Origin of the sequence: uncultured Jatrophihabitans sp. (assembly GCF_964244045.1) — a bacterium.
Classification (GTDB): Bacteria; Actinomycetota; Actinomycetes; order Mycobacteriales; family Jatrophihabitantaceae; genus Jatrophihabitans.
Genome location: NZ_CAXTHK010000016.1, coordinates 1 through 26,120, shown reverse-complemented (window position 1 = coordinate 26,120; position 26,120 = coordinate 1). Strand labels below are relative to the sequence as shown.

Genomic DNA, 26,120 nt, shown 5'->3' with positions numbered 1-26,120 from the left:
TGTCGCACCAACGCGTCCGGTGTCATCCAGAGCGCGCGCAAAATGTAACTGGTTCCACAGTAAGTGACAAGCGCTTCGCAAGGTCGCTTCAGTCGTGGGCGCCGGCATGCTGCGTGCGCTCGGCCAACAATTGTGCGACGTCGCGCCTGACGAGTTTGCCCGTCTCGGTCCGCGGCAACGCGTCCCACACGTGGATGCGATCGGGCGTCAGCGAGCTGCGCAGCAACCGGCGCAGTTCCAGCCGGATCTCGTCAGGATCTACCGCCCGCCCCGAGACCGGGACCACGATGGCCTCGATGCGCTGACCCCACACTTCATCCGGCACGCCGACGACCGCCGCGTCGCCTACGTCGGCGCGGGCCAGCAGCACGTCCTCGATCTGCGCCGGTGCGACGTTCTCGCCGCCGCGAATGATGGTGTCGTCCGTGCGCCCACCGACAAACAGATATCCCGCTTCGTCGAGGTAGCCCTCATCTCGGGTGTCGAACCAGCCCTCGTCGTCGAGCACCGACCCTAGACCGGCGTATTCGCCGGAAACCTGGTTGCCGCGCACCCAGATCCGGCCGACCTCGCCGGGCGGTCGTTCGTTGCCCTGCTCGTCCCTGATCTGCATCTGCACGGTGGGGACGGCCTGCCCCGCCGACGCCAACCGGGCCCGCACGTGCGGCTCACTCGACGCAAAGGCCGAGCGATGGTCGTCAGGTCCCAGCACTGCGATGGTCGAACTGGTCTCGGTCAATCCGTAGGCGTTGACGAAGCCGACATGCGGCCACGCGAGCAATGCCCGCTCGATAACCCGCTGGGGCATGCTCGCCCCGCCGTACGCGAGCGTGCGCAACGACGGCACCGATAGATCCTCGCCGGAGTCCATGATGCGCGCCAGCATGGTCGGCACGACGAGGGCATTGGTGACGCCTTCGGCCCGGACCAGCTCGAGCCATTCCGGCCCCGTGAAGTTCTCCAGCACGATGCACCGGCGGCCTGCGTACAGATTCGTGATCGCGTTAGCCACGGCGGCGACGTGGTAGGGCGGCACGCTCACCAGAGCCGCGTCCGCGGGCTCAGCGCCCGCGAATTCGACCGTGCCGAGCACATAGCTGACCAGATTCTCGTGCCGTAGCAGCACGCCCTTCGGTTCCGACGTCGTGCCGCTCGTGTAGATGATCACCGCCGGCGCGCCGGTGTCCGTCGGCTGCTCTTCTCCGATCTGGCCAACCGACGTCGCAGCCAGCCATTCCTGCGTCCCGAATACGGGGACGCCCGCCGTGGCGAACAGCGGTGCGTACGCCGCGCTCGTGATCGCTACCGAGCCGGGATGCTTGGCGATCATGTCGGCCAACCGGTCGCGATCGAGGCGGTAGTTCAATGGAACGAGCGGCACGCCGGCACGACTCGCTGCGAACAGCGCCACCGGGAACGCCGGCCCGTTGACGTCGAGATAGATCAGCGCGGAGGCATCGCGCTCGCGCAGCAGCGCGGCGCCGACGACACTCATCAACTTGATATCGATGGCCGAGTACGACGCACCGCGCGTGCCCATCAGCGCGCGACCGCCGTAGGCATCCGCGGCCATGTCACTCAACAGGCTCAGGTTCATCCGGCTCGCCGTCCCGCCCCGCCGGTCAGTCCGCGAACGTGATGACGCCGCGGATGTTCTTGCCTTCATGCAGGTCGCGGTAGCCCTCGTTGATCTCATCCAGCGAGTACGTCCGCGTGATCAGCTCATCCAGCTTCAGCTTGCCTGCGCGGTACATCGTCAGCAGCATGGGGACGGCCTCCCGGGGAGACTTCATGCCGTACAGCGCGCCCTGGATGCGCTTCTGCTGCATGGCCAGACTGACCGCGTTCACGCCGGGTATGGCCGAATCGTCCGTGGCTGGCCCGATGCCTGTGACGACGAGCGTGCCGGCCTTCCGCACGGCTTGGTAAGCCTGCCCGACGAGATCATTACGCACGACGCCGACGCAGAGAATCGCGACGTCGGCGCCCTGGCCGTTGGTCAACTGCGCTACAGCGGGCATGGCCGCCGCGACCGACTCGTAGGCCGCGGTCGCGCCGAAGTCGGCCGCCCAGCCGCGTTTAGCCGCAACCGGGTCGACGGCGATGACATGCGCCGCACCGGCATCGCGAGCACCCTGCACCGCGTTCATGCCGATGCCGCCGACGCCGATGACTAGGACGACATCACCGGGCTGGACGTCTCCGGCCTTGACCGAGCCGTATCCGGTCTGGACGCCGCACGAGACCAGGCACGCCACCTCGAGCGGCAGGTCGACGTCGACCTTGATGCACGACATCTGGTCGAAGACCTGCCACTCCGAGAACGTCCCGAGGCACGCGGTGGTCGATACCTCGACGCCCTCCGAATCGTGCAGGCGGCACGTACCGTCAAGTTGGGTGCCGAATCTGATCAAAGCCCCGTTGTCACACAGGTTCTGCATCCCCATCGCGCACCAGCGACAGCGCCCGCAGCTCGGGACGAACGACGTGACGATGTGATCGCCGACCTCGAGGCCTTGCACGTCCGACCCGACCTGGCGCACAACCCCCGCGCCCTCGTGACCGCCGACGAGGGGCAGGCGGGCGGCCGCAAGGTCACCGCGCGTCACATGGTCGTCACTGTGGCACAGGCCCGTGGCGATCATCTTCACGAGCACCTCTCCCGGACCCGGCGGGTCGAGTTCGAGTTCCTCGATCTCCCAGAGCCCTGGCGTTTGTCGCAGAATTGCGGCGCGCGTCTTCATGGATGCACCTCTGTGGCGGCGAATTTCGAGTGGCGCAGGCCGCAATACGCCGCCCGGACCGGCACGGTCACGAAGGTCGCGCTTCTGCAGGTTGGCGATGATGTGTCGGGGCAGTCGAACGCGTCGCCCGGCCGGTCCTCGGCGCCCGCCCGAGATCGAGGGGCGTGCCGCATCGGCCGGATGGCACCAAGCGCCATTCGGGGACGAGACCTCGCCGGCGAGCGGGTCGAGCGGCGCGGGCATACGTCGACCCGCCGAACGCAGGGCGTGCCCGATCGCCGGGTAACTGAAGCCGCCGTCGTACCAGCGATGTTCGGGGTCGCTCGGTTCGACACCGAACGCGAGGAAGCAACGGAGCCAGCAGCAAGCCCCGATGCCCACAATCGCTGCGCCCCGGCGCCACCCGGCAAGCTGATGAGCAGTGGGACCGACAGCAAATGTGCACCGAGGCCAGCGGAACAGCAGACATCGGCGCCGGCGAGGCGCCCGCCCGCGATCTCGCCGGCGAACGACGGAAGAGCAATCTTCTCGGCCACGGTCAACCCGGCCGCCGCGGACGGCAGCGACCACGCGGCGCCGTACACACTGCGCATCGCAGCGTCGAATGCCTTTCGTTCGGCGACTAGACCGCCGACGACGCGAAAGGACACGGAATCTCCTCCAGGCACAGGATTCTCGAGCAAACTAACTGGCCGAGTGGTCAAAGAGTAGAGGACCGGTTGGGCCTCGGCAATCCGGCCAACGGCCCGCTGGAATCAGCCATCCTGCGCGTAGCGGCGAGGATGCCGTCCATGACGTAGGCAGGGAGCAAGCGCGCGAGCGGAAGGACCGTCGCGGCGTCGGTCCCGAGCGTGTATCTGGCCCGCGGCCGCGCCGCGGTGGCGACCTTGGCGATCTTGGCCGCCGCCTTCTCTACCGGCATCGCATTGCGCAGGAATGCAGTCTGCGAGGCCACACTGGAAGCAATGAGATCGCCGTAGATCTCTTTGTGTTCAGGGCTCATCTTCGCGGCGAGCGCCAGCGAGATCTCGCCGCTGTGCTCGGCCATCTCCGTCCGCACCCCGCCCGGTTGCACCACAACGACCCGCACGCCGAGCGGCCCGACCTCCCGACGCAAGGCGTCGCTGACCGCCTCGAGGGCGAACTTCGTAGCTGCGTAGGCGCCGTAAATCGGGAGGGCAAGTTCGCCGCCCACGGACGTGATGTTCACGATCGTGCCGCCGCTTCGTCGCAGCGCCGGCAATAACGCTTTGATGACGGCGACGTGGCCGAAGAGATTGACGTCGAAGTGCTGCCTCCACACCGCCAGCGGCTGCACCTCGACGGGCGAGTTGATCTCGATGCCGGCGTTGTTGACGAGCGCCCGCAGCTTTCGCCCCTTCGGATCGCGGGCGATCCGCTCGGTCAAAGCCTCGATGTGGTCACCGTCGGTCACATCGAGCATGACCGGCTCGACGCCGGCGCCCCGCGCCGCACCCGCTTCGGCGTCGGTCCTGACACCGGCCAGGACGTGGTAGCCGTATGAGGCCAGCGTCCGCGCCGTCGCTGCACCGATCCCGGTCGACGCCCCGGACACGACGACGAGCTGTTGATCGTGCGGAACTCTTGGCACCGCTGGTCCTCTCATCCGTTGGGCGTCCTCTGGAACAGGCGATGTCCGTTGGCACCAGTCGGCGTGCGAGCTGATCGCGACCGGGATCGGTAGTCGAACAGCGGCAGCCGAAGGTCGGGAACTCGAGCCTGTCGACGCCTTCCTACCACTTCTGAGGGCGGCGATCCGCTCCGGGCGGATCACGGTGCCGACGGACGAACAGGCGCCCGCTGGGGCGGAGGTCGCACGGCGGCGCGGCGATCCGGCGCGCCCTCGACGTCGACATCCCTCACGAGCAAGGGTGGCCGCGATCGGACATCTGCGCGGAGGCTCCTTCGTAGAGCATAAGTTGAATTGCGTCCAGTTATAAGACACCAGATCCGGCTTAGAAATAACTTGCCGACCTACCAGTTATGCGGTTAGCGTGCTCCCCGACGGGAAGCGAGCGTGCTGAGACGGCTGCTGGAGGCCACAGTGACATCTCAACAGCACGTTCAGGACGCATGTACAGGCCGCAAATCCCCTACCTTCCTGACGCGCCGACCGGAAGGGCAGCACGGTGGCTGACGACGCGGCAGTCCCTGCCCTCGAGGTACGAAGTCTGTCGAAGACTTTCGGCGCCAACCGCGCACTGCGCGATGTCAGTCTGACGATCCCTGCGGGTGAAGTTCACTGCCTCGTAGGAGAGAACGGATCTGGCAAGTCAACTCTCATCAAAATACTATCCGCATACCACACTCCGGACGCCGGCAGTCGGATCACCGTGGGTGGTCGGCGGTTCGAGTACTCGCCAGGCTCTGCGCACAATCTCGGTTGCAGATTCGTTCATCAGGACCTGGGCCTGATCCTCGAACGGTCGGTGCTCGACAACGTTTTCTTGGGCACTGGTTACCCAACGCGAGCTGGCACGATTCGCCGTCAGGCTTCCTACGAATTGGCAAAAGCGGACCTCCGACGCTTGAACCTGAACGTCGATCCAAACGCCCCGATGGCAACACTTTCGGCGGCCGAGCGGACCGGCGTAGCGATCGCCCGCGCGTTGCGTGACGACGCAGGCGTTATCCGGCTTCTCGTCCTCGACGAGCCGACTGCCACTTTGCCGATCGACGACGTCAGCAATCTTCTGGATTTAATACGCCGGATTGCGAACTCCGGCGTGAGTGTCCTGTACGTCACGCACCGGCTGGACGAGATCTTCGCGATCGGCGACCGGGTCTCGGTGCTGCGCGACGGCCGCCTGGTCATGACGGCGCCCGTCGGGAAGGTCACCAGAGACGGCATCGTCACCTCATTGACCGGTCACGCCCCACTTCAAGACGTCCTCGAATCGACCGGAGACCCCCGCGAGCGCCAGCACGAACCCGTGATGGTCGTCGATGGCCTTACCGCGTCAACGCTGAGCAACGTCAGCTTCGCCGCCTATCCGACAGAGATCTTAGGCGTTGCAGGCATCACCGGCTCGGGGCGGGAGACGCTATTGTCGACGATCTTCGGCGCGCGGCCGCGCTCTGGGGGGCGGGTGGCCGTCGGTGGGCAGCCTCTGCGACCCGATCGTCCTGACCTGTCGATCGCGGCTGGGATCGCTTACCTGCCAGTCGACAGGACCGCGCACGGAAGCATACCGGGACTCAGCGGACGCGAGAATCTGGTACTCACCGATGTTCGGCGGCACTGGAACCACCTGGCGATCTCCCGACGGCGCGAACAGGCGGACGTACGCGAATGGTTCGCCAGACTCGACGTACGCCCGCGGCTCGCCAGCGAGCAGCCCTTGTCCGCCTTCAGCGGCGGGAATCAGCAAAAGATCTTGTTCGGCAAGTGGTTGCGGCGCAGACCCTCCGTGTTCCTACTCGATGAGCCGACGCAAGGAGTCGATATCCGAGCGCGCGAACGCCTTCACGATCTCCTACGAGCTGCGTCCGCTGGCGGCATGGCCGTCGTCATCTCGTCGACCGACGTCAACGAACTCTCCAGTGTTTGCGATCGAGTGCTCATCATGAGTGACGGGCAAATCGTGAATGAAATTCAAGGGCCAATCATCGACGATAAATTCCTCTCGCGAGCCATCCTGACCGCCAGCCGTAAAGAGAGCCAAGTCCATGCCTAAGTCGATCTCTCTACGAACCCTAGGTTTGGAGCGGTTCAGTGGCCTGTATATGTGGGCACTGTTCATCATCGTCTTCAGCGTATGGGTTCCCTCACTGTTCCTTACGAAGACCACCTTGACGTCGATCGCCTCGGAACAAGCGGTCGTCGGAATACTCGCCTTGGCGGTTCTGGTGCCGATGGCGGCCGGCGTGTTCGACCTTTCGGTCGCCGCCACTATCAACCTATCCACGGTTTTCGTGGTGGTGCTACAGACTCAGCACAAGGTGGCAATCGTCCCCGCCATCTTGGCCGGGCTCGCCCTCGGTCTGGTGATAGGGGCTGCCAACGGTTTCATCATCGTGAAGCTCCGTGTTAACTCGTTCATCGCGACACTCGGCACCACCTCGGTGATCGCAGCGATCCAAATCATCGTCTCGCCGACGGAGCCCTACCCACCGACGGCGACAGCGTGGACGGAACTCGCGACTCGTCAGTTCGGAGACATCCAGATCGTCTTCTGGTACCTAGTGATCCTCGCATTCATTGTCTGGTGGGCCGTCGGTCATACCCCGGCCGGCCGGTATCTCTACGCCATCGGAGGCAATGCTGAAGCGGCCCGTCTGTCCGGCGTGCGCGTGTCCCGATATGTCTGGGTATCCCTGCTCACGTCCGGCCTACTCGCTGCGCTCGCCGGTATACTGTATGGCTCCCAGAACGGTCCATCGCTGAGCTACGGGTCAGGCTTGTTGCTACCCGCATTCGCTGCCGTGTTTCTCGGCTCCACGCAGATTCATCCTGGCAGAGTGAATGTATTCGGAACTCTGCTGGCGATTTACGCGCTGGCGACAGGCGTACGTGGACTGCAACTCGCGACGTCTGCGCAATGGGTCAACAGCATGTTCAATGGTGTCGCGCTCGTCGGAGCCGTCGCGTTTGCTGTATGGCGGCAGGGACGGGTGACAATCAAGGTTGACAGGTCGATCGACGGCGATGAGGCGGGCGCGCCGTCCGAGCACCTCCCCGACTCGCACCTCGACTCAGGAAGCCGATCCAGCAGCGGGGCAGTTGATGATGCGGCTCCGCCGTCGCGGCATCTATAGCCCGCACGACCGCCGAGTAAACGCCGTGTCCCATCACGGAACGATCCGCGGCCACATATGACAACGAAGGGCGGCAAAGCATGAAGATCACGGTTCTGGTGGATGGGTGCCAGGGACACGGAATCTGCTACGGCATCTGTCCTGAGGTTCTCACGCCTGACGCAGACGGGTTCGCCAAGGTCGCTACGGCGGAGATAGAAGCTGGCGTCTTCGGGGCGCTTGAGGATGCCGTCATGAGCTGCCCCGAGGGCGCGATAAGATTATCTGACACCAACTGAGGGCACGGCCACCGACCTGGCTCGACCGCAAAAAACACTGGTTGCACAGCGGCCTCAAGGGGTTGGTGGATCGCGCGTATTCCGCGCCTTCCGGTCACTGGCCGGGCCAAGCGGCAGGCTTTCCCGCAGAGCACTTACCACGGCGGCTTGCGCGGTGCCTTCCGGTCCGTAGCGCGACCCGCGGACTTGGTACGTCAAGGTCGTCGAGCAACACTGTCTCATCATGCGTGAGCTGAAACTCGGAGGCGACAACGTTGTCCTCGACGTGGCGCCGATTGTGTCCTCGATCCGGGTGAGCCGGGTCGACTCCGTTCGTCAAAGGTGTCGTCGTCACATCAAGCTGAATTGCTGGCCATGAGCCCGGCGGCGACATGCAGGACCTCGCCGGAGATGTACCGAGCATCGTCGGAGACCAGGTAGAGGATGGCTTTTGAAACATCTTCGGGGTCCACGCCCTCCACGCCGAGTGGATGCATGAGCCGCATGCGCTCAACCGCTTGGTCCCGAGTCGGTTCGGCGATGTCGGGGCAGAAGAGCCCGAAGATTGCTTCGTTGTTGGTCATCGACGGCCGTTTGCCCGAGTTGACGTTGGACGGGGCGACGCAGTTGACGCGGATGCCAAAGCTTCCGTACTCACTGGCCAGACTCTTCATAAGCCCGATGACTCCCCACTTGGACGCGTTGTAGTCGGCCAGGTTGGGGAAACCGCTTCGACCGGCAGTCGAAGCGGTGATCGTGATGGTCCCTCGTCGCCGGGCGACCATGTGGGGAAGCACTGCCCTGCATGCCATGAAGACGCCAGTCAGATTGGTGTCGATCACGGTGCGCCACTGGTCGGGTGACAGCTCGTGCACCTTGCCGAACCTCAGCAGTATTCCGGCATTGCAAATCAAGTGATCGATCGCGCCAAACTCCGATAGCGCGTATTGCGCCGCGCGTTCCATGTCTTCTGCGAGCCGTACGTCGCCGACCATCGAGACGCATCGTCTGCCCAAGGCCTGAACCATCGCCGTGGTCTCGTCAAGCTGTTCCTTCGATGCTCCGGGATACGGTTGACCCTCGACGTCTACCACACAATTGTCCACAAGAACGATCTCCGCGCCTTCGCGAGCGAGGGTCAGCGCGTGTGACCGGCCTTGACCCTTGGCCGACCCGATGACGAGCGCGACCGAACCGTCCAACTTGCCCATATTGCTACTCCTGACTGTTACTGGATGTCGCCCGCGCGATCCGTGCAGAACAGTCACGCAACTCAGCTGGCGTTGATCCATACGGCTTTCGTGTTCAGAAACTCGGGGACGTGGTTCGGGCCACCTACTAGACCGCGGATTGTCCTGGCATCAAGCCCCTCCCGGTGGGCTGGCCGGCGACCTTCGATTGCGACCGGTCCGTTCGGACGACTACACGTTCCACAGCCGCTTGAACTGCGCCTCATAGTCGAACGGCGGCTCGTAGTACTCCTGCGACTTGATCGAGTCGACGTTTTGCTTCGTGATTAGTTGTGTGGGCACGGGGGCGTCGCTCTGCACGGTCATCTGCGCCAAGTGGCGTAGGACCCCGTCAACCGCCAGCCAGCCGTAGTACCTGTTCGAGGCACCGATCCAGGCCGTCTCGGTTCCGTTCTTGATGTCGGCGATCTGCTCCGGTCCGTAGGCGTTGCCGCCGATCTTCACCCGTCCATCTATGCCGGCACCCCTCAGTGCTTGCGGCAGACCGTTGATAAATGCATCCGGGCTGATGATGTAGTTGATCTTGGGGTCCTTCTGAACCGCCGCGACGATCAAGCTGTTGATCTGGTTCCCGTTGAACTGTGGAATCGTCGCGTCAACCACGGACACCGAGCAAGCTCGGCACCGGGACCTCACCGTCGAGGTGAAGCCGTCGAGGAACGGTGACAGCACTGCGAACGCAGGAACGTTCAAGAACAGCACGTGCGCCTTACCCTTAGAGGCTGCGACGGCCCAGTTCGCCAGATCGCCACCGATCTGCTTCCGGGCGGCCCCGCCGTACACTTGCGGAAGAATGGTGTTCGAGGTCGGCGCTGGTCCGACCCCGATCGGGACCAAGGCGGCGTTCGCCCGGGTGTAGGCCGGCACGACCGACGACCATGCTGGGTAGGAAGTGCCGACGAAGACAGTTGCGACCGGATGGTATTGCAGCGCAGTTCGGAGGCCGGATGCAAGCGTCGCCGGGTTCGCCTCTTGGAAAGTCAGTGTTTTCACAGTCCAACCGAGGGCGGTCGCGGCCCCTTCCACACCCTGACCGATCTGTAAGCAGGAAGGACCGTCTGTGCATTCCATGTAGACGATCGTCTTGTCCTTCGGCGGCGTTGCCTTCAGCGGCGTCTGGATGGTCCCCCCGGTCGGAGGCTTCAACAGCGCCGACAAAGCCGTTTCTGCGAGCCTGATCCCGCCATCCCCGGTACTCGCCTGAGACGGCGTCGGAACGGTAGACGCTGCCGGACGATTGTCCGCCTTCGATGCACCAGAGCTGCTACACGCGGACATCGTGAGCGCTGCAGACGTGACGGCCAGTAAGACGGCTCCAAGCCTCATACGCGATCCATCTAGGTTCACTCGTCCTCCACAGTCCTTCGGACCTACTGCCGTGCGACTACGGCAGCTTCTTGACTCGTGCGGCGATGCCAAGGCACCTCGTGTGGCCGCGGAGTTAACCACATGGCCAGTAAATAATCAACAAATCTTGGAGGCTTCAGCAAGTCGGGGCAAACCGATGCTTGTATCTGGCTGGCGAACCAGTTAGTAATAGACAGGATGTCAGTCGTTTGAGGGAGTGCGGGATGCAGGTAAGGGCGAGGTCGTTGGCGGTCATCGCGATGTCACTGCTGACGCTGGTGGCGGCGTGTTCGAGCTCAGGCGGGTCCCGTTCGGGAACCAGCGGCGCGACTCAGGAGTCGGGCGTACCTAGCGCTCCTCCCAGTAGCGGAAGCAGCGATCCGGGGTCTAATGGCGTGGCCCTCGCTAAACGTGCGGTTGCCGAACTCGTAGCACCGCCGACGGCCAACCTGATCCGGACGCCACTCAATGCCGCCCCCACCAAGGGGAAGACGATCGTGTATTTGCAGTGCACCGATGGCGAGCAGTGTGCGCTCATCGGGCAGGGAGTCAAGGCGGCCGCCGGGACCGTGGGCTGGAACGTGAAGACCGTCGACTTTCAGGAGTCCAATCCCTCTACGCTCGCCGCCGGCCTGCGGCTCGCGCTGCAATATCATCCTGTAGCCAGCATCGTCGTAGGAGTCCCTTACGCACTGTGGTCGTCCGTGGTGCCGGCGTATGCGCAGGCAGGAGTCGACATCCTGCCCTTGGCGGTCGGCGCGGCGCCGGTGACCCGGACGGTGCTGCCGCAGGTGAACGGTACGGCCTACCAGGAGCAACAGGGTGATGACCTCGCGAACTGGGTCATCGCGGACTCGGATGGCAATGCCCACGTTCTCGTGCTGATGGTGCCGGCTTATGCCGTCCTGTCGTCCTTCTTGTCGGCCTTCAGGAGCACCGTGAACTCACGCTGTCCACACTGCACGATCTCGGTCGTGAACGCCACGATTCCGCAGATCGACGGAAATCAGACGAACGGTCTGATCGTGTCTGCCTTGCAGAAGGACCCCAAGCTTGGATACTTCGTGTCCTCTGACTCCGTCTTCGTCAATGGCCTGCCGCAAGCTCTGAGCGGCGCCGGAATGGGCTCGCGGGTCAAAATCGGTGGTGCCGCATTTGGCACGGAACAAATAGCCGACATCAAGAATGGAACCGAAAGCGCTTGGACCGGTCAGCCTTCTGTCTACAGCGGTTGGCTGGCAGTTGACACGATCTTGCGCAGTGTGGAGGGGATGAAGGTAACGGGCAACGAACCTTTGCCAGAGCAACTCATCACGCGCGCGAACGTGGAGTCATTGAAGTCAACTTCGTACTACATACCGCCCTTCGACTACCAAGGGCAGTTCGCACGTACCTGGAAAGTCGCTTAGGCCTGGATTCACCGATGACCATAGAGTTGTGAGCGTGCCCTGGCGACCATCGGGTTCTCGGCGTCGATTCCGCCTCGGCCGACCATTTATGGGGTGGGTGCGATTTCGCCAATCATCAGCCTGTGTGCCGAACTAACCCGGATCGTTCAAGATCAGCTTCAGTGGTTGGCGTGTAAAAAAGCGAAAGTGCCTGTCCTGTACGGGATTCTGTGGTTGCTGAGACCGTAGATTCGCCGAACTGGAAGGCACCTTCCGCGTGCACGCTACCCGTACTCGTCCCGTGGTTGAAGTGTCCGCTGATGGTGTCGGTGTGGTGTCGCACGCGGGGTCGCGGTTGCTCGCGGATCTGGCTGACCGGACGACGTTGACGGCGCAGGTGTCGGCGGTGTTCGCGGGTCGGGTCGCACCGCAGACGGCGCACGATCCGGGCCGGGTCCTGACTGATGTGGCGGTAATGATCGCCGACGGCGGCCAGTGCATCAGCGACATCGTCGCCCTGGGCGATCAGCCGGGCGTGTTCGGGTCGGTGGCGTCGGACTCGACGTGTCGCCGGGTGCTCGATGCGGTGAGCGCCGAGGATCTGGCCGCGATCGGGCAGGCCCGCGCGGCGGCGCGGGAGGTGGCGTGGGCGCAGCGTGGCGAGGCGACCGGGACGGTGTTGCCGGCGTCGCTGGTCGCCGGGCAGCCGCTGCTGGCCCGAGACGGTCGCCCGGTGCTGGTGATTGACGAGGACGCCACGATCACCATCGCCCATTCCGAGAAGCAGCGCGCGGCGGCGACGTTCAAGCACACGTGGGGGTTCCACCCAGTGCTGGCGTTCTGCGACAACACCAACCAGGCGCTGACCGGGCTGCTGCGCCCGGGTAACGCCGGCAGCAACACCGCCGCCGATCACGTCGTGGTCGTGGAGCAGGCCGTGGCGCAGCTGCCCGAGGCGTTCCGGCATGGCTACCCGATCCTGTTCCGCTTCGATGGCGCCGGCGCCTCGAAAGCGCTGCTGGCGCACCTACGCGGGCTGCGCGGCCAGGGAGTCGATACCGAGTTCACGGTCGGCTGGGCACTCGGCGCCCGTGAGCACACCGCCATCGCCGCGCTGCCCAAGACAGCGTGGAGCGCCGCGATCGACGGCGCCGGCGAACCCCGCGACCCGACCGACTGCGCGGCGGTCGCGGAGCTGACCGGCATGTTCGCCGCAGGCGCGTTGGCTGACTACCCGACCGGGATGCGGGTGATCACCCGCCGCGAACGACCCCACCCCGGCGCACAGCTGGACCTGATCGAAGAAGCCGACGGGTGGCGCTACACCTGCTTCGTCACCGACACCGCTATCGGGCAACACGCCTGGCTCGATGCCCGTCACCGCGCCCACGCCCGCGTCGAGGACCGCATCCGCACCGGCAAGGACACCGGCCTGGGCCGGTTCCCGTCCAAGATGTTCGCGATCAACCAGGCCTGGCTGGCCTGCGCGCTGACGGCCATCGACCTCATCGCCTGGGCTCAGACGATCCTGCTGCACGACCAACCCGCCCTTGCCAAGGCCGAACCCAAAACCCTGCGCTACCGGCTGCTGCACGTCGCCGCCCGACTCGTGCGCGGCGGCAGACGACTACGACTCAAGATCGACCGAACCTGGCGGTGGGCAGCGGCACTCGCGCTCGCCTTTCACCGCCTGCAACCACTGCCTGTCCCGCTGGCCTGACCCGCCTGCCCCACCCCGACGACCGGCACGGACAACCCGGCACCCGAGGCCGGCAAACCAACACGCCCGTCAACGACTAACGGTGACCCAAGATCAACAGGTCCCGAGACAGATCAACTTCTTCGAAGACCTGAATAAGCAGGGCTAAGAGCATCAGCGCGCGGCGGTATGGTCACGCCCATGAGTTCCTCGGGGTTCGACCATGCGGTGGGGTCGTAGAGGTCAAGGCCGCAGGCGCAATGGAGTGCTTGTTCGGGTGTACCGCTGGGGTATCCGGTGGGCAGCACGGGTCGTCGTAGCCGTCGCGGCTGGCGTGGTGGATCCCAAAGCCGCAGGTGTTCCCCTGATCCGCCGTATCGCAACCGGAGCAGGGAACTGTCGTGCCGTCGCGTAGCTGGCCGTCGACGTAGGCGAGCTGAGCACGGTGGCGGATCGTGAGATTGGCCAGCGTGTCGGGCACGGGGCAGTTCAACCGGTGCGGCACAAACGGTCCAGAGTATGACAACGTTGCCTACGGATGTGTCCGCCCGTGCCGTCCCACCGAGATCCCGACCGTCACCAGGTGAGGATCTACCGAGCAACAGCCTGAAGGTACGCGATTGGTTCGGCTCCAACGCGAGTCGCCTTCGCGAGAGCCGGTTCGGATTTGCGCGAAGTGATCTGCGCGCACAGAGGAACGTTGTCCGGCGTGGCCCGTTCGTCGGTCTCAGAAACCACCTGGAGTCAGTAGAAACTCTTCGTGCACGACCATGCTGCGGTCTTCGTTCACGTCGAACCCGTGGCAGAACGAGCGACTCGCAGATGCCAACACCGGTGCAGTGGTCTGCGTTTACTTGTTGCGACCCCTTATCGGATGACGACGGGGAGGCTCTCGTAGCCGTTGACGAGGTGGCTCAGCAACTGGACGGGCTCGCCCACTTCGATGTCGGGAAGCTTAGTGAGGAGCTGCTGAAACAGGGCGCGAAGTTGAGCCTTGGCGACGTGGTTGCCGAGGCAGTAGTGCACGCCGCCTCCCCCGAAGCCGACGTGCGGGCTGCGGGCGCGAGACAGGTCGAATCGTTGCGGATCGTGGAAGACGGACTCGTCGCGATTTCCGGAGGCGTAGAACATGCCGACCTTGTCACCAGCCGAGATGCGCTGACCGCCGAGCTCGAGGTCTTCCGTCGCGGTGCGGGCGAAGGCAATGACCGGTGACGCGTGCCGGATGAACTCCTCGATGGCCCCGCTGATCCGAGCATCGAAGTCCTCGAGCAGCCAAGCCCTCTGGTCAGGGTTCTTGGCCAGTTCGATCATGGCGTGGGTCGTGGTCTGCTTGGTGGTGTCGTTGCCGGCGACGCTCAGTAGCATCATGACGCTGAGGATCGCCCGGTCGTCAAAGGTGACCCCGTCTACGTCAGCGTGCACGATCGCCGACATGACGTCGTCTTTAGGCTCTTTACGCCGCGTTTCGGCTAAGGCGAAACCGATTTCGCTGAGGGTGCCAAAAACCTCGCCCAGCAGCTCGTTCAAGTCGACGCCCTCGGGCAGGGCCAATGGATCGTGCAAGAGCACGAGACGGTCGCCGGCCGCGGCAAAGGCTTCGACTTGATGCTCAGGAATACCGATGAGGTCGGCCACGGTCATCATCGGCAGCTTGGCCGCAACCTCGCTGACGAAGTCGATGCTCCCGCCGCCGACGACATTCTGGACGATCTGCTCGGCCCGGACCTCAATTTGAGTACTCAGCTTCGCGACCGCTTTCGGGGTGAACGCCGAGCTGATGATCTTCCGGTAGGCGGTGTGGATCGGCGGGTCCATCTCGAGGATGACCGATCGCTGTTCGCTTTGGGACTCGTACGGGTGCAGCGCCGTGGACCCGAGCGAGGAACTGAACAACTCATGGTGCTTACTCACGAAAGTGATGTCCTCAGCTTTCGTGACAGCCCAAAAGCCGGCCTGCTTGTGTTCCTCCGGCGGCAGGCTCGCCTCGATCGGCAAGTGCCAGCTCACCGGAGCCTCGGCGCGCAGGCGTCGAAAGGTTTCATCGCGCTCGCCCGGCGTCTTCGACCAGAACGCTTTACTGGAAATGTCGTACGCCGTCGTTGGCTCGTGCTGGCTGGCGAACAGAAGCATGATGGATCTCCATTACTCTTCATGTTGGTACAGTTCGGTAAGGGTCTAAGTGCCATCGCGAAGCAGCACCGCCGTCGCGGACGGGCGGCCCTGCTTCGCGATGTATAGGGCATGGGTCGGGGGAGGTTAGGTCCGCGCACCCATGTGATCTCTCCAGACGGCGTTCTCGGATCCGTTCGGACTCCGCGGCACAGCCCTGCTCCGGACTAGCACGTCGGACCCAAGCCTCGGCTCGACCGCGTGCTCAGAGAGTTACGCACCCGGCGATGATGTGACGCGTGCTGATTCGACCATCCGGTCCAGCGATCCATGGAATGCTTGCATGTGGTAGATCTTGCCCTCCCGATTAAATTTCATGACGTCAATCGCACGGACGACCATGGGCGGACCTTCGGGCACGGCTATCTCGAGTTCGAAGCAGAAGGCCGCCGCGTCGCCGTCCGACCCACGAATCGGTGCATCAAGCTGCACTGCAGCAATCATAGGAACCAAGCCTTCGAAGAACTCGCGAACCGTCTTCGATGTTGCGGTGCCATCGCACACGGTCGTTCCGTAAGGATCCTCGACGAGCGCACCCTCGGCGAAAAGGGCGTCGAGGGCGGCAGCGTCGTGGTCATTGAAGGCCTGAAGGTACCGCTCCACGCCGGCCTTCATGGTGAGCTGCCAAGAGGCAGCAGTGTAATCGACATCCGTCATTCTAATAGTCACTTTCGGTGGGTAGCTCCTTGAGCTGGTGGACGTACAAATCGTTGTGGATGATCTTCCCATCCTTCATTTCGCAATAATCCAAGCCACGCAAGGGTGCTTCTCCTTCGCGAGTTCCGATCCAGACCCCGAAATAGCCACTTTCATGGGGCCACACGACTTTAGGCGCGAACAGTGTCGTCGGACCAGAAAATACGGCGACTAAGTGCTTTTCCAGCTCCTCCGATCCGTGCAGACCGTCGGGCACGAGTGGATCCCGGTATGCGATGTTCGGATGGTAATAGGTGTGCACCAGACTCGAGATATCTCGTTCGCTCCAGGCATTCAACCAACGACGATTAAATTCGATGTAGTCCATTGGCACCCCTGGATCCAGGGCCAGCGCGGTCCAGCGCGTCGTCGTGCCCTTGCTGACCTGACCCTACGGCCGACCGAGTTCCCGGCCGGGAACACTGCCGCCAAGACTATGGGGTTCGTGCACGCGCGTCAACGGTGCGTGTTGATGAACGAAATGCTCGCCTGATGGTCCTCCACGCACCCGAAATGCCGATGCGGGGCATCGTCGAAGGAGCTTGCGATGACCGCGCGCAGGATGGTCACAAACGTGCTGCCAGGATCAACATGATGCGCGGCGGGAACGGAGGCAGTCCTGGACGAGTAGCCCGCGTCAACGGGATGGCATCGTAATCATGCGTGCCGTTTGAAGTAAATGGCGAATCAGGAGGCGACTGGTATCGCCAGCCTGTGTCTCCGCGCAGCTGAGGCCGCCTTCGGCCGGTCGGGCTCAGGCGGGGTGCCCAGTGCTCAGGCTTTCGATAGCAGTCCGCCGTCGACGGGTAGCGCCACGCCAGTGATGTAGCGCGCCTCGTCGGAGGCGAGGAAGAGCACGGCATTCGACACGTCTCGTGGCTCGACCCACGGCAGCGGCAGGGCATGAGTACTGACCGACACGTCCACGATGTCCTCTCGCTGCGGATCCTCCATGTCGGGACGGAACAGCCGGAAGATCTCCTCATTCATAATCATCGGAGTGTCGACCTGGGTGGGGTTCACGCTGTTGACCCGGATCCAATCCGATGCCAGCTCGTTCGAAAAGGAGCGCATCAGTCCGACCACCCCGTGCTTGGCCGCCACGTAGTGCGCAAGATTCTTGTTGCCCTGCAGCCCTGCGGCCGAACTGATCAAAATGATCGAACCGCCGCCTCGTCGCTTCAGGTGCGGGACGGCAGCCTTGACCGAGTGCCAGGTTCCGGTCAGGTTGATGTCGATCATCTCTTGCCAGGCGGACTCAGTGATCTCGTGCCCAGCGGCATAGCTGGCGATGCCCGCGTTGGAGATGACGATGTCGAGGCCTCCCAAGGCTTCGACTCCTGCGGCGATCTCTCGTTCCAGCGATTCGTAAGAACGAACGTCGGCGATGCCCGTGTAAATCGTTCCGCCCTGGTCTTTGACCAGCTCGGCGGTGTGCTGCAGATCGTCGCGGGACGCCATGTCGTACGAGACTGACGCGACGGGAGCGCAGATATCGAGGGCGATGATCGCTGCTCCCTCCTCGGCCAGTCTCACGGCGTGGCTGCGGCCTTGGCCTCGGCCCGCCCCGGTGATCAAGGCAACCTTGCCTGCTACGCGCCCCATTGAGGTTCTCCTTCACGACTATCAATGCTCATTGACTAGCGCTTGACCACTATCGAGCGGGCGATGTCCTGATACCTCACCAGGAATTCGTCCTCAGGCAGCTCACCCTGGGCTACGTACCAGACCGCCACGCCAAGGCACAGCGAGGTGATGGCTCGGCTCGCATCGGCCGGGTAGGAGGCAAGGAAGTCCCCGGCCTGGACTCCATCGGCCACGATGACGTCGAGCATCCGCTGCAGTTCGTCCCGGCGAGCGATGTAGAACGCACGTTGTTCTGGAGCTAGGTTCGGCAACTCGTTGGCCGACAGCACCGCGCCTCGCTGCCGATGCATGTGGAACCGCAGTAACGACTCGACCATCGCGTCGAACTGTTCCGCAGGACTAGGTCCCGCTTCTTTCAGCGCATTACGGGCCCGTTCGATCGACTCGTCGATCACCACCATCATCAGGTCGAACAGAATGTCCTGTTTGGAGCGGTAGTGATGGTAGATGCCGGGCACCGAAAGGCCTGATTTCTCTGCCAGCTGGCGCGTGCTCGTCCCGTGATATCCCTTGGCGGAGAACGTCTCCAATGCGGCGGCGAGGATACGCGAGATCTGCTGCTCGGAGTAGACCCGCCAGTCCTGATAGTTGTCGCTCGGCGCGACCACCATTTGTTCCTCAAGTGCCTGCCGCTCCAGGGCGAAATCGACAAACCACTGCAGTGCTGCCGGATTGTCGACCGCACTGCGGCTGGCGACCTCTCCTGTCGTCTGTCCGGCCAGCAGGCGCTTGACAGGGACTTCCAGCTTTTTACCGGTCGTAGTGCGGGGCAACGCCGGAACGAAGATCACCTCGTCGGGCACGTGGCGCGGTGACGTGCGCTCGCGGAGCCGATCGCGAATGCGCCGGCTCACCAGCTCGTGATCCTGGGCATGGTCGTCGGCGACCACGAACAGTGGCATCCAGTAGCCGCCGTCGGGCCGCTCGATCCCGACGACGAGCGAGTCCGCCACTTCGGCTAGTGACTCGACCGCGTCGTAGATCTCCGCACTTCCCAGCCGCACGCCGTTGCGGTTGAGGGTGGCGTCGGATCGGCCGTGGATGATGATTGTTCTGCGCTCGGTGAGAGTGATGGCATCCCCGTGCCTCCAGAAACCCGGGAACTCCTCGAAGTAGGTCGAGCGGTAGGCCGAGCCATCAGGGTCAGCCCAGAAGGCGACCGGCATCGACGGCATCGGCTTCGTGATCACCATCTCGCCTGAGACTCCAGCTGGCAGCGGCCGGCCCTGCTCATCCCATACCTCGAGCGAGACCCCGAGCGCGACCGCACTGATCTCACCGTCGTAGACGGGGAGAATCGGATTGCTGGACACGAAGATGCCCACGATGTCAGTCCCACCGCTGGTGGAGCCAACCTGGACTCGGGGGCTCACGTGCTCACGCACCCAGACGTTGGCCCCGGGCGGAAGGATCGAACCGGTCACTGCCACGATGCGCAGCAGCGAAAGATCGTGATCGCTTCCCGGCTCACAGGCAGCGCGCTCGCATGCTTGGAGGTAACCCGGACTCGTGCCAAAGACAGTCACCCGATGCTCCGCAACCAACCGCCAGAGCCGATCTGCTGAAGGCTCGGTCGGGCTGCCGTCGTAGAGGACGATGCTCGCTCCGTGCAGGAGTCCGCACACCTGCGCGTTCCACATCATCCAGTTCGGCGTGGTGTACCAGAAGAAGACGTCGTCGCTGGTGAGGTTCAGATGGAACCCCGGGGACACGAACTGCTCAAGGAGCGCGCCGCCGTGCCCGTGCACGATTCCTTTGGGTTTGCCGGTGGTGCCCGAGGTGAAGAGCACCCACAGCGGGTGGTCGAACTCAACGGGCACCAGGTCGATGGGGCGTCCCCGGCCGATCGCTTCGCTCCATTCGAGAACCTCGTCGACCTTTGAGTGCAGCGCCAGCCCCGCTGTGGAGACGGCCACGGTGTGAGCCAGCGTCGGCAGCAACCCCTGGAGCTCACGCACCTCATTGCGCCGGTCGTGCGCGACTCCTTTGAACAGGTAACCGCCGCCGCAGATGAGCACGGTGGGATCAAGTTGGGCCAGGCGATCAGCGGCCGATGCCGCAGCGAGATCAAGCCCCGCCTGGGACCACACTGCCCCGATCCAGGCGGTCGCAAGAAATGCGACCACGCCCTCGATGCAGTTCGGCAGGTAGGCGACCACTCGGTCGCCGGTGTCCACTCCGAGTTCACGCAGCGTCCCGGCCAGGCGAAGCACCTGGTCGTGCAGTTCGCCCCACGTGATCGTCGTCGTCACGCCGTCTTCAGCCACCATGCTGATCACGACTCGGTCCGGCTCGTTTACGCGCAGCATGTGCTCGGCGAAGTTGAGCCGGGCTCCCGGGAACCATTTGGTGCCGGGCATCGTCAGGTCATCGCACACAGAGGTGGCCGGCTCATGGAAGCGGACGCCGAAGAACTCGCTCACCGCACCCCAGAAGGCGATGGGGTTGGCCGACGCCCACTCCTGAATCTCGTGGAAGTCGGTTACGTCAGCGATCGATGCCCGCTGGCCCGCGTTGAGCCAGCGCGCGAACTCGACGATGCGCGAGGTCTGCATCTGCTCCTCGGAGGGTGCCCATGTGGGCTCTGTCTTCGTCACGCCATCACCACCCTGCCTTCCCCGCCAGCTCACTCAGGAATTTTAAGTCCGGCTTGTCCCTAAGGGCGCTTCCGCCGGAGCGAGCCGCGTGTGATGACGACGTCAATAGCGACAGCGATGACGAGGACGCCGCCGGTCGCGAAGTCCTGAACGGCGGGAGCGTAGCCGAGCAACTGCACGCCGTTGTTGATCGAGCCGATCACCAGCGAGCCCAGTAGAGCGGCCCAGACGCTGCCGCGTCCCCCGAATAGACTGGTCCCGCCGACGACGGCAGCGGCGATCGCGTTCAGCATCAATGGGCCGCCGCCTGAGGAGTTGGAGACGCCGAGCAGACGGGCCGCGTCGCACACACCGGCGATCGTCGCGCAGATCCCCAGTACCAGGAATGAATACACCACCATCCGGGACACGGGAATCCCGGCCCGCTCGGCCGCCTGCCGATCACCCCCGACCGCATAGAGGTGCACGCCGTACCGGGTCTGCGTGGTCAGATACGACGCCCCTGCCAGCAGAATCGCGAGGATTAACACTGGCAGCGGCAGACCGCCGTCGTTGCGCGAAAGCACTGCGATCACTCCGAAGGTCGCGATGCCGCAGGCTGCGACCGGAGCCACTACGCCGCCCAGCTGGTTGAGACCCGTGCCGCCATTCTGCCGCCGACTGTTCCACGTGGCGTAGGAGAACCAGGCCCAGCCCGCGAAGCCGAGGATGAAGGCGGCCACCGAGGAAATGTGAGTGCTGGCGATCTTCGCGTATGTGGTTCCACCTACGTTGACGGTAAATGTGGACGGCAGGACTTTGAGCAGCAAGCCTTGGAACACCACCATGCCGCCCAAGGTGACCACGAGAGAGGGCACCCCGAAGACCACGATGGCTGACTGGACCAGCATCGCCGCGCAGGCCACAGCTAGAGCAAGCAGTAAAGCGAGCCACAGGTTCCAGCCATGGTTGACCGCCATGTTCGCGGCAATCGTGGCGGACACGCCTGACAGCGCCGCAGACGAGAGATCGATCTCTCCCACGAGCAGCACGAAGACGATCCCGAGGGCCAGAATTGCAGTGGTCACGATCTGCAGCGCGAGGTTGGTGATATTGCGCGAACTCAAATAGGCAGAGTTCTGGGTGTAAAAGAAGAACCAGATCACCGCCAGTACGACCAGTACGGGAACACTGCGCAGACGGCCTTCAAACGCGCCGAGTACGCGGGAACCGAGCGGAGCCGCTTTGTCGACGAGCGCTGGTGCGGCAGTGCGACTGTCGATGCTCATGCCACCACCTCGTGTGCTCCCGTAATTGCGGCGACGAGGTCTGAGGAGGAATAACGCCCGCGCTCGAACTCGGCGACCTTCGCTCCGAGTCGGAGCACCACGATCCGGTCTGCGACCTGCTGAACGTCCCTAAGGTCGTGTGAGATGACGAGCACTGCGCGCTTTTGCTCCTTGAGCCTCATGATGAGGTCGAGTACTTCACTGCGTTGCGAGATGCCCAATGCTGCCGTCGGCTCGTCCAGCATGACCAAGCGAGGGTCTGAGACGAGTGCGCGGCAGATGGCGATGCCCTGCCGCTGTCCGCCCGACAGCCCGCCGACCGGAGTCGTAAAGGAACGCAGCTTCACCGACATCCCCTCCAAGACCTCGCGCGCCCGACGCTCCATCATCCGTCGCCGCAACGGACGCGCCCGCCACCACGGGGCGGTGATCTCCTGGCCGAGGAACAGATTCTGGACGGCGTCGAGGTTGTCGCACAGCGAGAGATCTTGGTAGACCGCATGAATACCCACGGCCGCAGAGGCTCGAGGGTTGTCGAGGCGGACCTCGGCTCCCGAAATCTTGATGGTTCCGGAGTCGTGACGCTCAACGCCCGCGATGATCTTCACGAGTGTGGACTTGCCGGCACCGTTGTCGCCCACCAATGCGACCACTTCTCCGGAATACAGGTCGAGGTCGACGTCGCTAAGTGCACGGACACCACCGAAGTAGCGTGAAATGCCCGCCATTTGAAGCAGCGGCACTGAGGTTCTCACCAACAATTTCCTTTCACCGTCCGGAGTGGCGGCACCACGGCCGCCACCCCGGATTACCTACGTGAGAATGAGAGCGTGCACTAATGCTTCTGCTTGCAGGTCGCGGTGTCTTTCGCCGGGCCGGTGCAGATTTCGGCCCAGGTGAAGAAGCCCAGGTCAACGATCTTCTGGACCACGATGCCGGGATCCTGGCCCTTCGTGAGATGGATGTAGGTCTCGCTCAGGTAGGCGGTCGGAATCTTGAAGCCGCCACCGTTGTCGATCGTCTTCGTCGCCAGAGCAGTTGGCTGCTGGCCCTTTATCGCAGCGATGGCGAGCTTGGCGGCAGCGGTCGCCTCGTCCGAGAAGGGCTTGAGGACGTTGTCTTGCAGCTGCCCGGTAAGCATGTACTGCGGACCGGTGAGCTCGGGGTTCTGACCTCCGTAGACCGGGATCTTGACGTTGGCTGACGTCTCCGCGGCGATGATGCCCGCAGCGATCCCGTCATAGAAGCCCAGGAAGGCGTCCACCTTGTTCTGGGTCTTGGTCAGGCATTGCTGCGCCTGCGACTGGGCCACCGCGGGGTCCCAGTTGGTCACGTAGCTCGAGCAGACGACTTTGATACTGCCGTCGTTGATGAGTGGCTGCAGCACGCCGTTCTGACCCTGCAGCATCTGGGTGGTGTAGACATCGCCCTGGTTGCCGTAGAGCCGAGCAACGGTCACCGGCTTGGCTCCGAGTGCGCCGCTCTGGACCTGGGACGCGAAGTACTGCGCCTGCAGCTTGCCAGCCATGTTCGGGTCGAACATGACCTGCGCATACATCGGCCCATTCAGCGGAGTGTTCTCATAACCGATCACCGGCACCTTGGCGGCCTGCGCCGCCTGAAGAATGCTGCCGCTGGTGTTCGGGTCTGCCGCCACCATGACGATTGCGCTCGCCCCCGCCGATATCGCCGCATTGACTTGCGACAACTGGGTCCCCGAGGTGCCGTCGGCTGTGTCGAACTTGACCGTCACATTCGGATCCAGGGTCGCCATTGCCTTCTTGAAGTCCGGGCCATCCTGCTGCAGATATCGGGTCGGCGTGGTGTTAGGCGCCATAAAGTAGACGGTCTTTTTCCCCCCGGACGAGGTGGAGCCGCTCTTCCCGGTTGAAGGAGACCCGCCGCTACTGCTGCACGCCGTCAGCCCGACAGCAAGACTGGTGATCAACGCTAGGCCTTTGAGTGCCGTGCCTATTCTTGAGGTGCTTCGTGACATCGACTTTCCTTTCCGAGTCCCCGAGCATCGGCGCTCGGCTGGTCACAGCTGAATTGAGTGCGCGACGTTCCACCGTCGCCCTGGCTTTACCGGGGAATGACTCCCTTCTGTATCGCCACGATCTGCAACGCAAGGTGCTTGGCGTAAATGCGTACCCACGCCAATGGCCCACCCATGAACCAGAAGCCAGGTGCCCCGGTGCGGCGGTACAAGCCGCCGATCTCACCGTCCTCGCCGATACCCAGAACTGTCGAGCATTGGTCGGCGATATCGTCTCCAAGGATCCGGCGCGCCGTTTCGCGCATGTTCTTGTATCCCGTGGCAAGCACCACGAGGTCTGCCGGCAGCTCTCGTCCGTCCGCCAAAAGGACCCCGGTGGGAGTGAACGCGGATAAACCCGCTCCCTGCGCAAGGTGCACCTTGCGTTCGGCGATCAGGTCTGAGCAGCCGACGTTGATGTAGTAACCACCGCCGCGTTCCAACGCGTATCCCATCAGGCCCGTACCACCAGGCCCGTCGTTACGCTTGAACCCGACAGCATCCAGCGCGGCCAACAAGTCGGCGTCCTTCTCGGCGGTCTGCTTTGTACCCTCAACGGCGAGCTCGAGGACCTGCGGCCAGGGCGTGGCGCTGGCCAGCAGGTCCGCGTATTCAGTGGGCGGCCCACCTTGGGTGAAGTTCGCGCCGAAAATCGCCGGGATCCCGTTCTCCTGGCTGATGATGTGCGTGGATGATCTTTGCACCATCGTCACATCGGCGCCGGACTCGTAGAGGTCCTGCGCAATGTCGTGCGCGCTGTTACAGGCGCCGATCACAACGACGCGCTGGCCGGCCCGATCGGCCCCGGAGACGTGCTGGCTGGAATGGTAGGACGTGCCACCAAAGAGCTCCCGGCCCGGGAAGTCGGGAAGATTGACTTCGGCAGCGGCCCCGGTTGCCAGAATCAGGTCGCGCGGACACAGGACACGCTCCCCCTCGGGAGTCCGGACCTGCAAGGTCCATCGCCCCTGTGCTGCGTCGTAAGAGCTCTCGTAGAGATCCGCGTTGGTCCAGACGTTGAGCTCCATTGCGGCGGCGTAGGACTCGAACCAATCCGCGATCTTGTCCTTAGCGCTGTAAATCGGCCACGATTCGGGGAACGGCAGATAAGGCAGCGAGTCGGCCCACACCGGGTCGTGCAGCACCAGCGAGTGGTACCTCCGACGCCAGCCGTCGCCAACCCGATCGCTTTTCTCCAGGATCAGCGCATCGACGCCCATCAACCGTAGGTTCGCAGCGACCGCTAGACCCCCCTGGCCCGCGCCGATGATGACGACCTCGGGTTCGCGATTTGTGAATGCAACTTCGACGCGGCGGCGATCCTGCCAGTTGGAGCGTGAGCTCGTTCCGGGCACGTGCCGGGGGCCAATCGGGCGGCGCTCGCCCAACGCACGTTCATGGCCCTTAATGTCCTCAACGCCCGTCATGACCGCCGAGGCCACCCAGCCACCGTCGACATTGACCAGCTTGGCAACCCCGCGACACCAAGCTGTCTCTGTTTCGAAGGTGAAGAAGCCCTCGATGGTCGGGTCAGTAGAGCCCACGATCCTTGGACCGAACGTCTCTTCGAGGGCGAACGAACGTGCTTCGGCGCCGTCGAGACTGCCGACCAGCAGCTTCTCGATCGCCGCTTCACCGTGGTAGGTGCCGAGGTCCCAGGTCAGCGCGAGCAGATCACGCCAGTAGCAGTCACCTGCGACAAGGGTGAGCACGTCCGACGCGGACCGGCCCTCTACCGCCGCCCCAAACCGGATGAGCCACTCCGCAAAGAGGCTGCGAGCCTCTGGTCCATCTGCCTGCGCCACGTCCGCCTCCATAAGAACCGACCGAACGATCGCTCGGTCGGGCTACTGTGGCACAGGTCTCATTCGCTGTAAATAGATGGGGGGAAACACTGAGCTGCTGCACGGATGGTCGACAACTGGTCCGCCGCGCTTACGGAGCAGGGGTGACAGGTGGGCGGCACGTCGTGCCGGGCCGGAGCGGGCTCTGCGGAAACCCGCTCATGGCTCCCCTCTGTGTCAAGACGCGGCGACGAGAGGGGTTCTAGAGTTGGTGTGGACGGGTCCGGGAAGTGACTTCTCCGAAGAGCCGGTGTCGGGGTGTGAGCCGGTCGCGCTGGAGTCTGAGTCGTTCCCCGGGTGTCCTCCCGGGCCCGTCCCATCGGCAGTGTCGGCGAGGCGTTAGGGGTCGTGCCCCGGGGAGTGGTGTAAATCGTTCGCGTACAGCTCTGCGTTGCTG

At 63.7% G+C, this 26,120-nt stretch carries 19 protein-coding genes; 5 read left to right on the top strand and 14 right to left on the bottom strand.

Annotated features, from left to right (window positions below; translation table 11 throughout):
* Nucleotides 1-88: 88 nt before the first annotated feature.
* The 3 genes from ACFFC4_RS13010 to ACFFC4_RS13000 all read right to left on the bottom strand — a co-directional run bounded on the left by ACFFC4_RS13010 (nt 89) and on the right by ACFFC4_RS13000 (nt 4,356).
* Complete coding sequence (locus ACFFC4_RS13010) at nt 89-1,597, bottom strand: class I adenylate-forming enzyme family protein (protein WP_375501493.1); 1,509 nt, start codon at nt 1,595-1,597, stop codon at nt 89-91.
* A 25-nt stretch (nt 1,598-1,622) separates the two neighbouring features.
* Nucleotides 1,623-2,744: an NDMA-dependent alcohol dehydrogenase gene (locus ACFFC4_RS13005; protein ID WP_375501491.1), complete on the bottom strand. Its 1,122-nt coding sequence runs from the start codon at nt 2,742-2,744 to the stop codon at nt 1,623-1,625.
* Between the two features lie 700 nt (nt 2,745-3,444).
* The gene (locus ACFFC4_RS13000) at nt 3,445-4,356 is read right to left on the bottom strand and encodes an SDR family NAD(P)-dependent oxidoreductase (RefSeq protein ID WP_375501489.1); all 912 of its coding nucleotides are present in this window, start codon (nt 4,354-4,356) and stop codon (nt 3,445-3,447) included.
* A gap of 538 nt (nt 4,357-4,894) precedes the next feature.
* On the opposite strand from ACFFC4_RS13000, the gene ACFFC4_RS12995 reads away from it, so the two are divergent.
* The 3 genes from ACFFC4_RS12995 to ACFFC4_RS12985 all read left to right on the top strand — a co-directional run bounded on the left by ACFFC4_RS12995 (nt 4,895) and on the right by ACFFC4_RS12985 (nt 7,801).
* Nucleotides 4,895-6,442, top strand: coding sequence for a sugar ABC transporter ATP-binding protein (locus ACFFC4_RS12995; protein WP_375501487.1), 1,548 nt, complete (start codon nt 4,895-4,897; stop codon nt 6,440-6,442).
* On the top strand, nt 6,435-7,523 hold the full coding sequence (locus ACFFC4_RS12990) for an ABC transporter permease (protein WP_375501485.1): 1,089 nt from the start codon (nt 6,435-6,437) through the stop codon (nt 7,521-7,523). The genes ACFFC4_RS12995 and ACFFC4_RS12990 overlap by 8 nt, the downstream gene beginning before the upstream one ends.
* Nucleotides 7,524-7,603: 80 nt before the next feature.
* Nucleotides 7,604-7,801 (top strand): ferredoxin, encoded by a 198-nt coding sequence (locus ACFFC4_RS12985; RefSeq protein ID WP_375501483.1) that lies wholly within the window; start codon nt 7,604-7,606, stop codon nt 7,799-7,801.
* Between the two features lie 335 nt (nt 7,802-8,136).
* Here ACFFC4_RS12985 and ACFFC4_RS12980 read toward each other — a convergent pair whose 3' ends face one another.
* Nucleotides 8,137-8,991, bottom strand: coding sequence for a mycofactocin-coupled SDR family oxidoreductase (locus ACFFC4_RS12980; protein ID WP_375501481.1), 855 nt, complete (start codon nt 8,989-8,991; stop codon nt 8,137-8,139).
* A gap of 210 nt (nt 8,992-9,201) precedes the next feature.
* On the bottom strand, nt 9,202-10,188 hold the full coding sequence (locus ACFFC4_RS12975) for a sugar ABC transporter substrate-binding protein (RefSeq protein ID WP_375501479.1): 987 nt from the start codon (nt 10,186-10,188) through the stop codon (nt 9,202-9,204).
* Nucleotides 10,189-10,772: 584 nt separating this feature from the next.
* Between ACFFC4_RS12975 and ACFFC4_RS12970 the strand changes: the two genes are divergently transcribed.
* Both ACFFC4_RS12970 and ACFFC4_RS12965 read left to right on the top strand, forming a co-directional pair.
* A complete protein-coding gene (locus ACFFC4_RS12970; protein ID WP_375501477.1) occupies nt 10,773-11,786 on the top strand; it encodes a sugar ABC transporter substrate-binding protein in 1,014 nt (337 codons plus the stop codon).
* Between the two features lie 238 nt (nt 11,787-12,024).
* Nucleotides 12,025-13,485, top strand: coding sequence for an IS1380 family transposase (locus ACFFC4_RS12965; RefSeq protein WP_375501626.1), 1,461 nt, complete (start codon nt 12,025-12,027; stop codon nt 13,483-13,485).
* An 846-nt stretch (nt 13,486-14,331) separates the two neighbouring features.
* On the opposite strand, the gene ACFFC4_RS12960 is transcribed toward ACFFC4_RS12965, so the two are convergent.
* From ACFFC4_RS12960 to ACFFC4_RS12920, 9 genes are all read right to left on the bottom strand, one after another.
* Nucleotides 14,332-15,597 (bottom strand): cytochrome P450, encoded by a 1,266-nt coding sequence (locus tag ACFFC4_RS12960; protein WP_375501475.1) that lies wholly within the window; start codon nt 15,595-15,597, stop codon nt 14,332-14,334.
* A gap of 252 nt (nt 15,598-15,849) precedes the next feature.
* Nucleotides 15,850-16,293, bottom strand: a complete 444-nt coding sequence (locus ACFFC4_RS12955) for a nuclear transport factor 2 family protein (RefSeq protein WP_375501473.1) — start codon at nt 16,291-16,293, stop codon at nt 15,850-15,852.
* A 1-nt stretch (nt 16,294) separates the two neighbouring features.
* Nucleotides 16,295-16,660 carry a nuclear transport factor 2 family protein gene (locus tag ACFFC4_RS12950; protein ID WP_375501471.1) on the bottom strand — a complete coding sequence of 122 codons (366 nt, stop codon included), beginning with the start codon at nt 16,658-16,660 and terminating at the stop codon, nt 16,295-16,297.
* Nucleotides 16,661-17,106: 446 nt separating this feature from the next.
* Nucleotides 17,107-17,937 carry a mycofactocin-coupled SDR family oxidoreductase gene (locus ACFFC4_RS12945; protein WP_375501469.1) on the bottom strand — a complete coding sequence of 277 codons (831 nt, stop codon included), beginning with the start codon at nt 17,935-17,937 and terminating at the stop codon, nt 17,107-17,109.
* 35 nt (nt 17,938-17,972) lie between these two features.
* Nucleotides 17,973-20,609: an acetoacetate--CoA ligase gene (locus ACFFC4_RS12940; RefSeq protein WP_375501467.1), complete on the bottom strand. Its 2,637-nt coding sequence runs from the start codon at nt 20,607-20,609 to the stop codon at nt 17,973-17,975.
* A 26-nt stretch (nt 20,610-20,635) separates the two neighbouring features.
* On the bottom strand, nt 20,636-21,844 hold the full coding sequence (locus ACFFC4_RS12935; RefSeq protein ID WP_375501465.1) for a sugar ABC transporter permease: 1,209 nt from the start codon (nt 21,842-21,844) through the stop codon (nt 20,636-20,638).
* Nucleotides 21,841-22,599, bottom strand: coding sequence for an ATP-binding cassette domain-containing protein (locus tag ACFFC4_RS12930; protein ID WP_375501463.1), 759 nt, complete (start codon nt 22,597-22,599; stop codon nt 21,841-21,843). Before ACFFC4_RS12930 ends, ACFFC4_RS12935 begins: the two co-directional genes overlap by 4 nt.
* Before the next feature lie 80 nt (nt 22,600-22,679).
* Nucleotides 22,680-23,681 carry a substrate-binding domain-containing protein gene (locus ACFFC4_RS12925; protein WP_375501461.1) on the bottom strand — a complete coding sequence of 334 codons (1,002 nt, stop codon included), beginning with the start codon at nt 23,679-23,681 and terminating at the stop codon, nt 22,680-22,682.
* Nucleotides 23,682-23,926: 245 nt separating this feature from the next.
* A complete protein-coding gene (locus ACFFC4_RS12920; RefSeq protein ID WP_375501459.1) occupies nt 23,927-25,684 on the bottom strand; it encodes a flavin-containing monooxygenase in 1,758 nt (585 codons plus the stop codon).
* Nucleotides 25,685-26,120 lie beyond the last annotated feature (436 nt).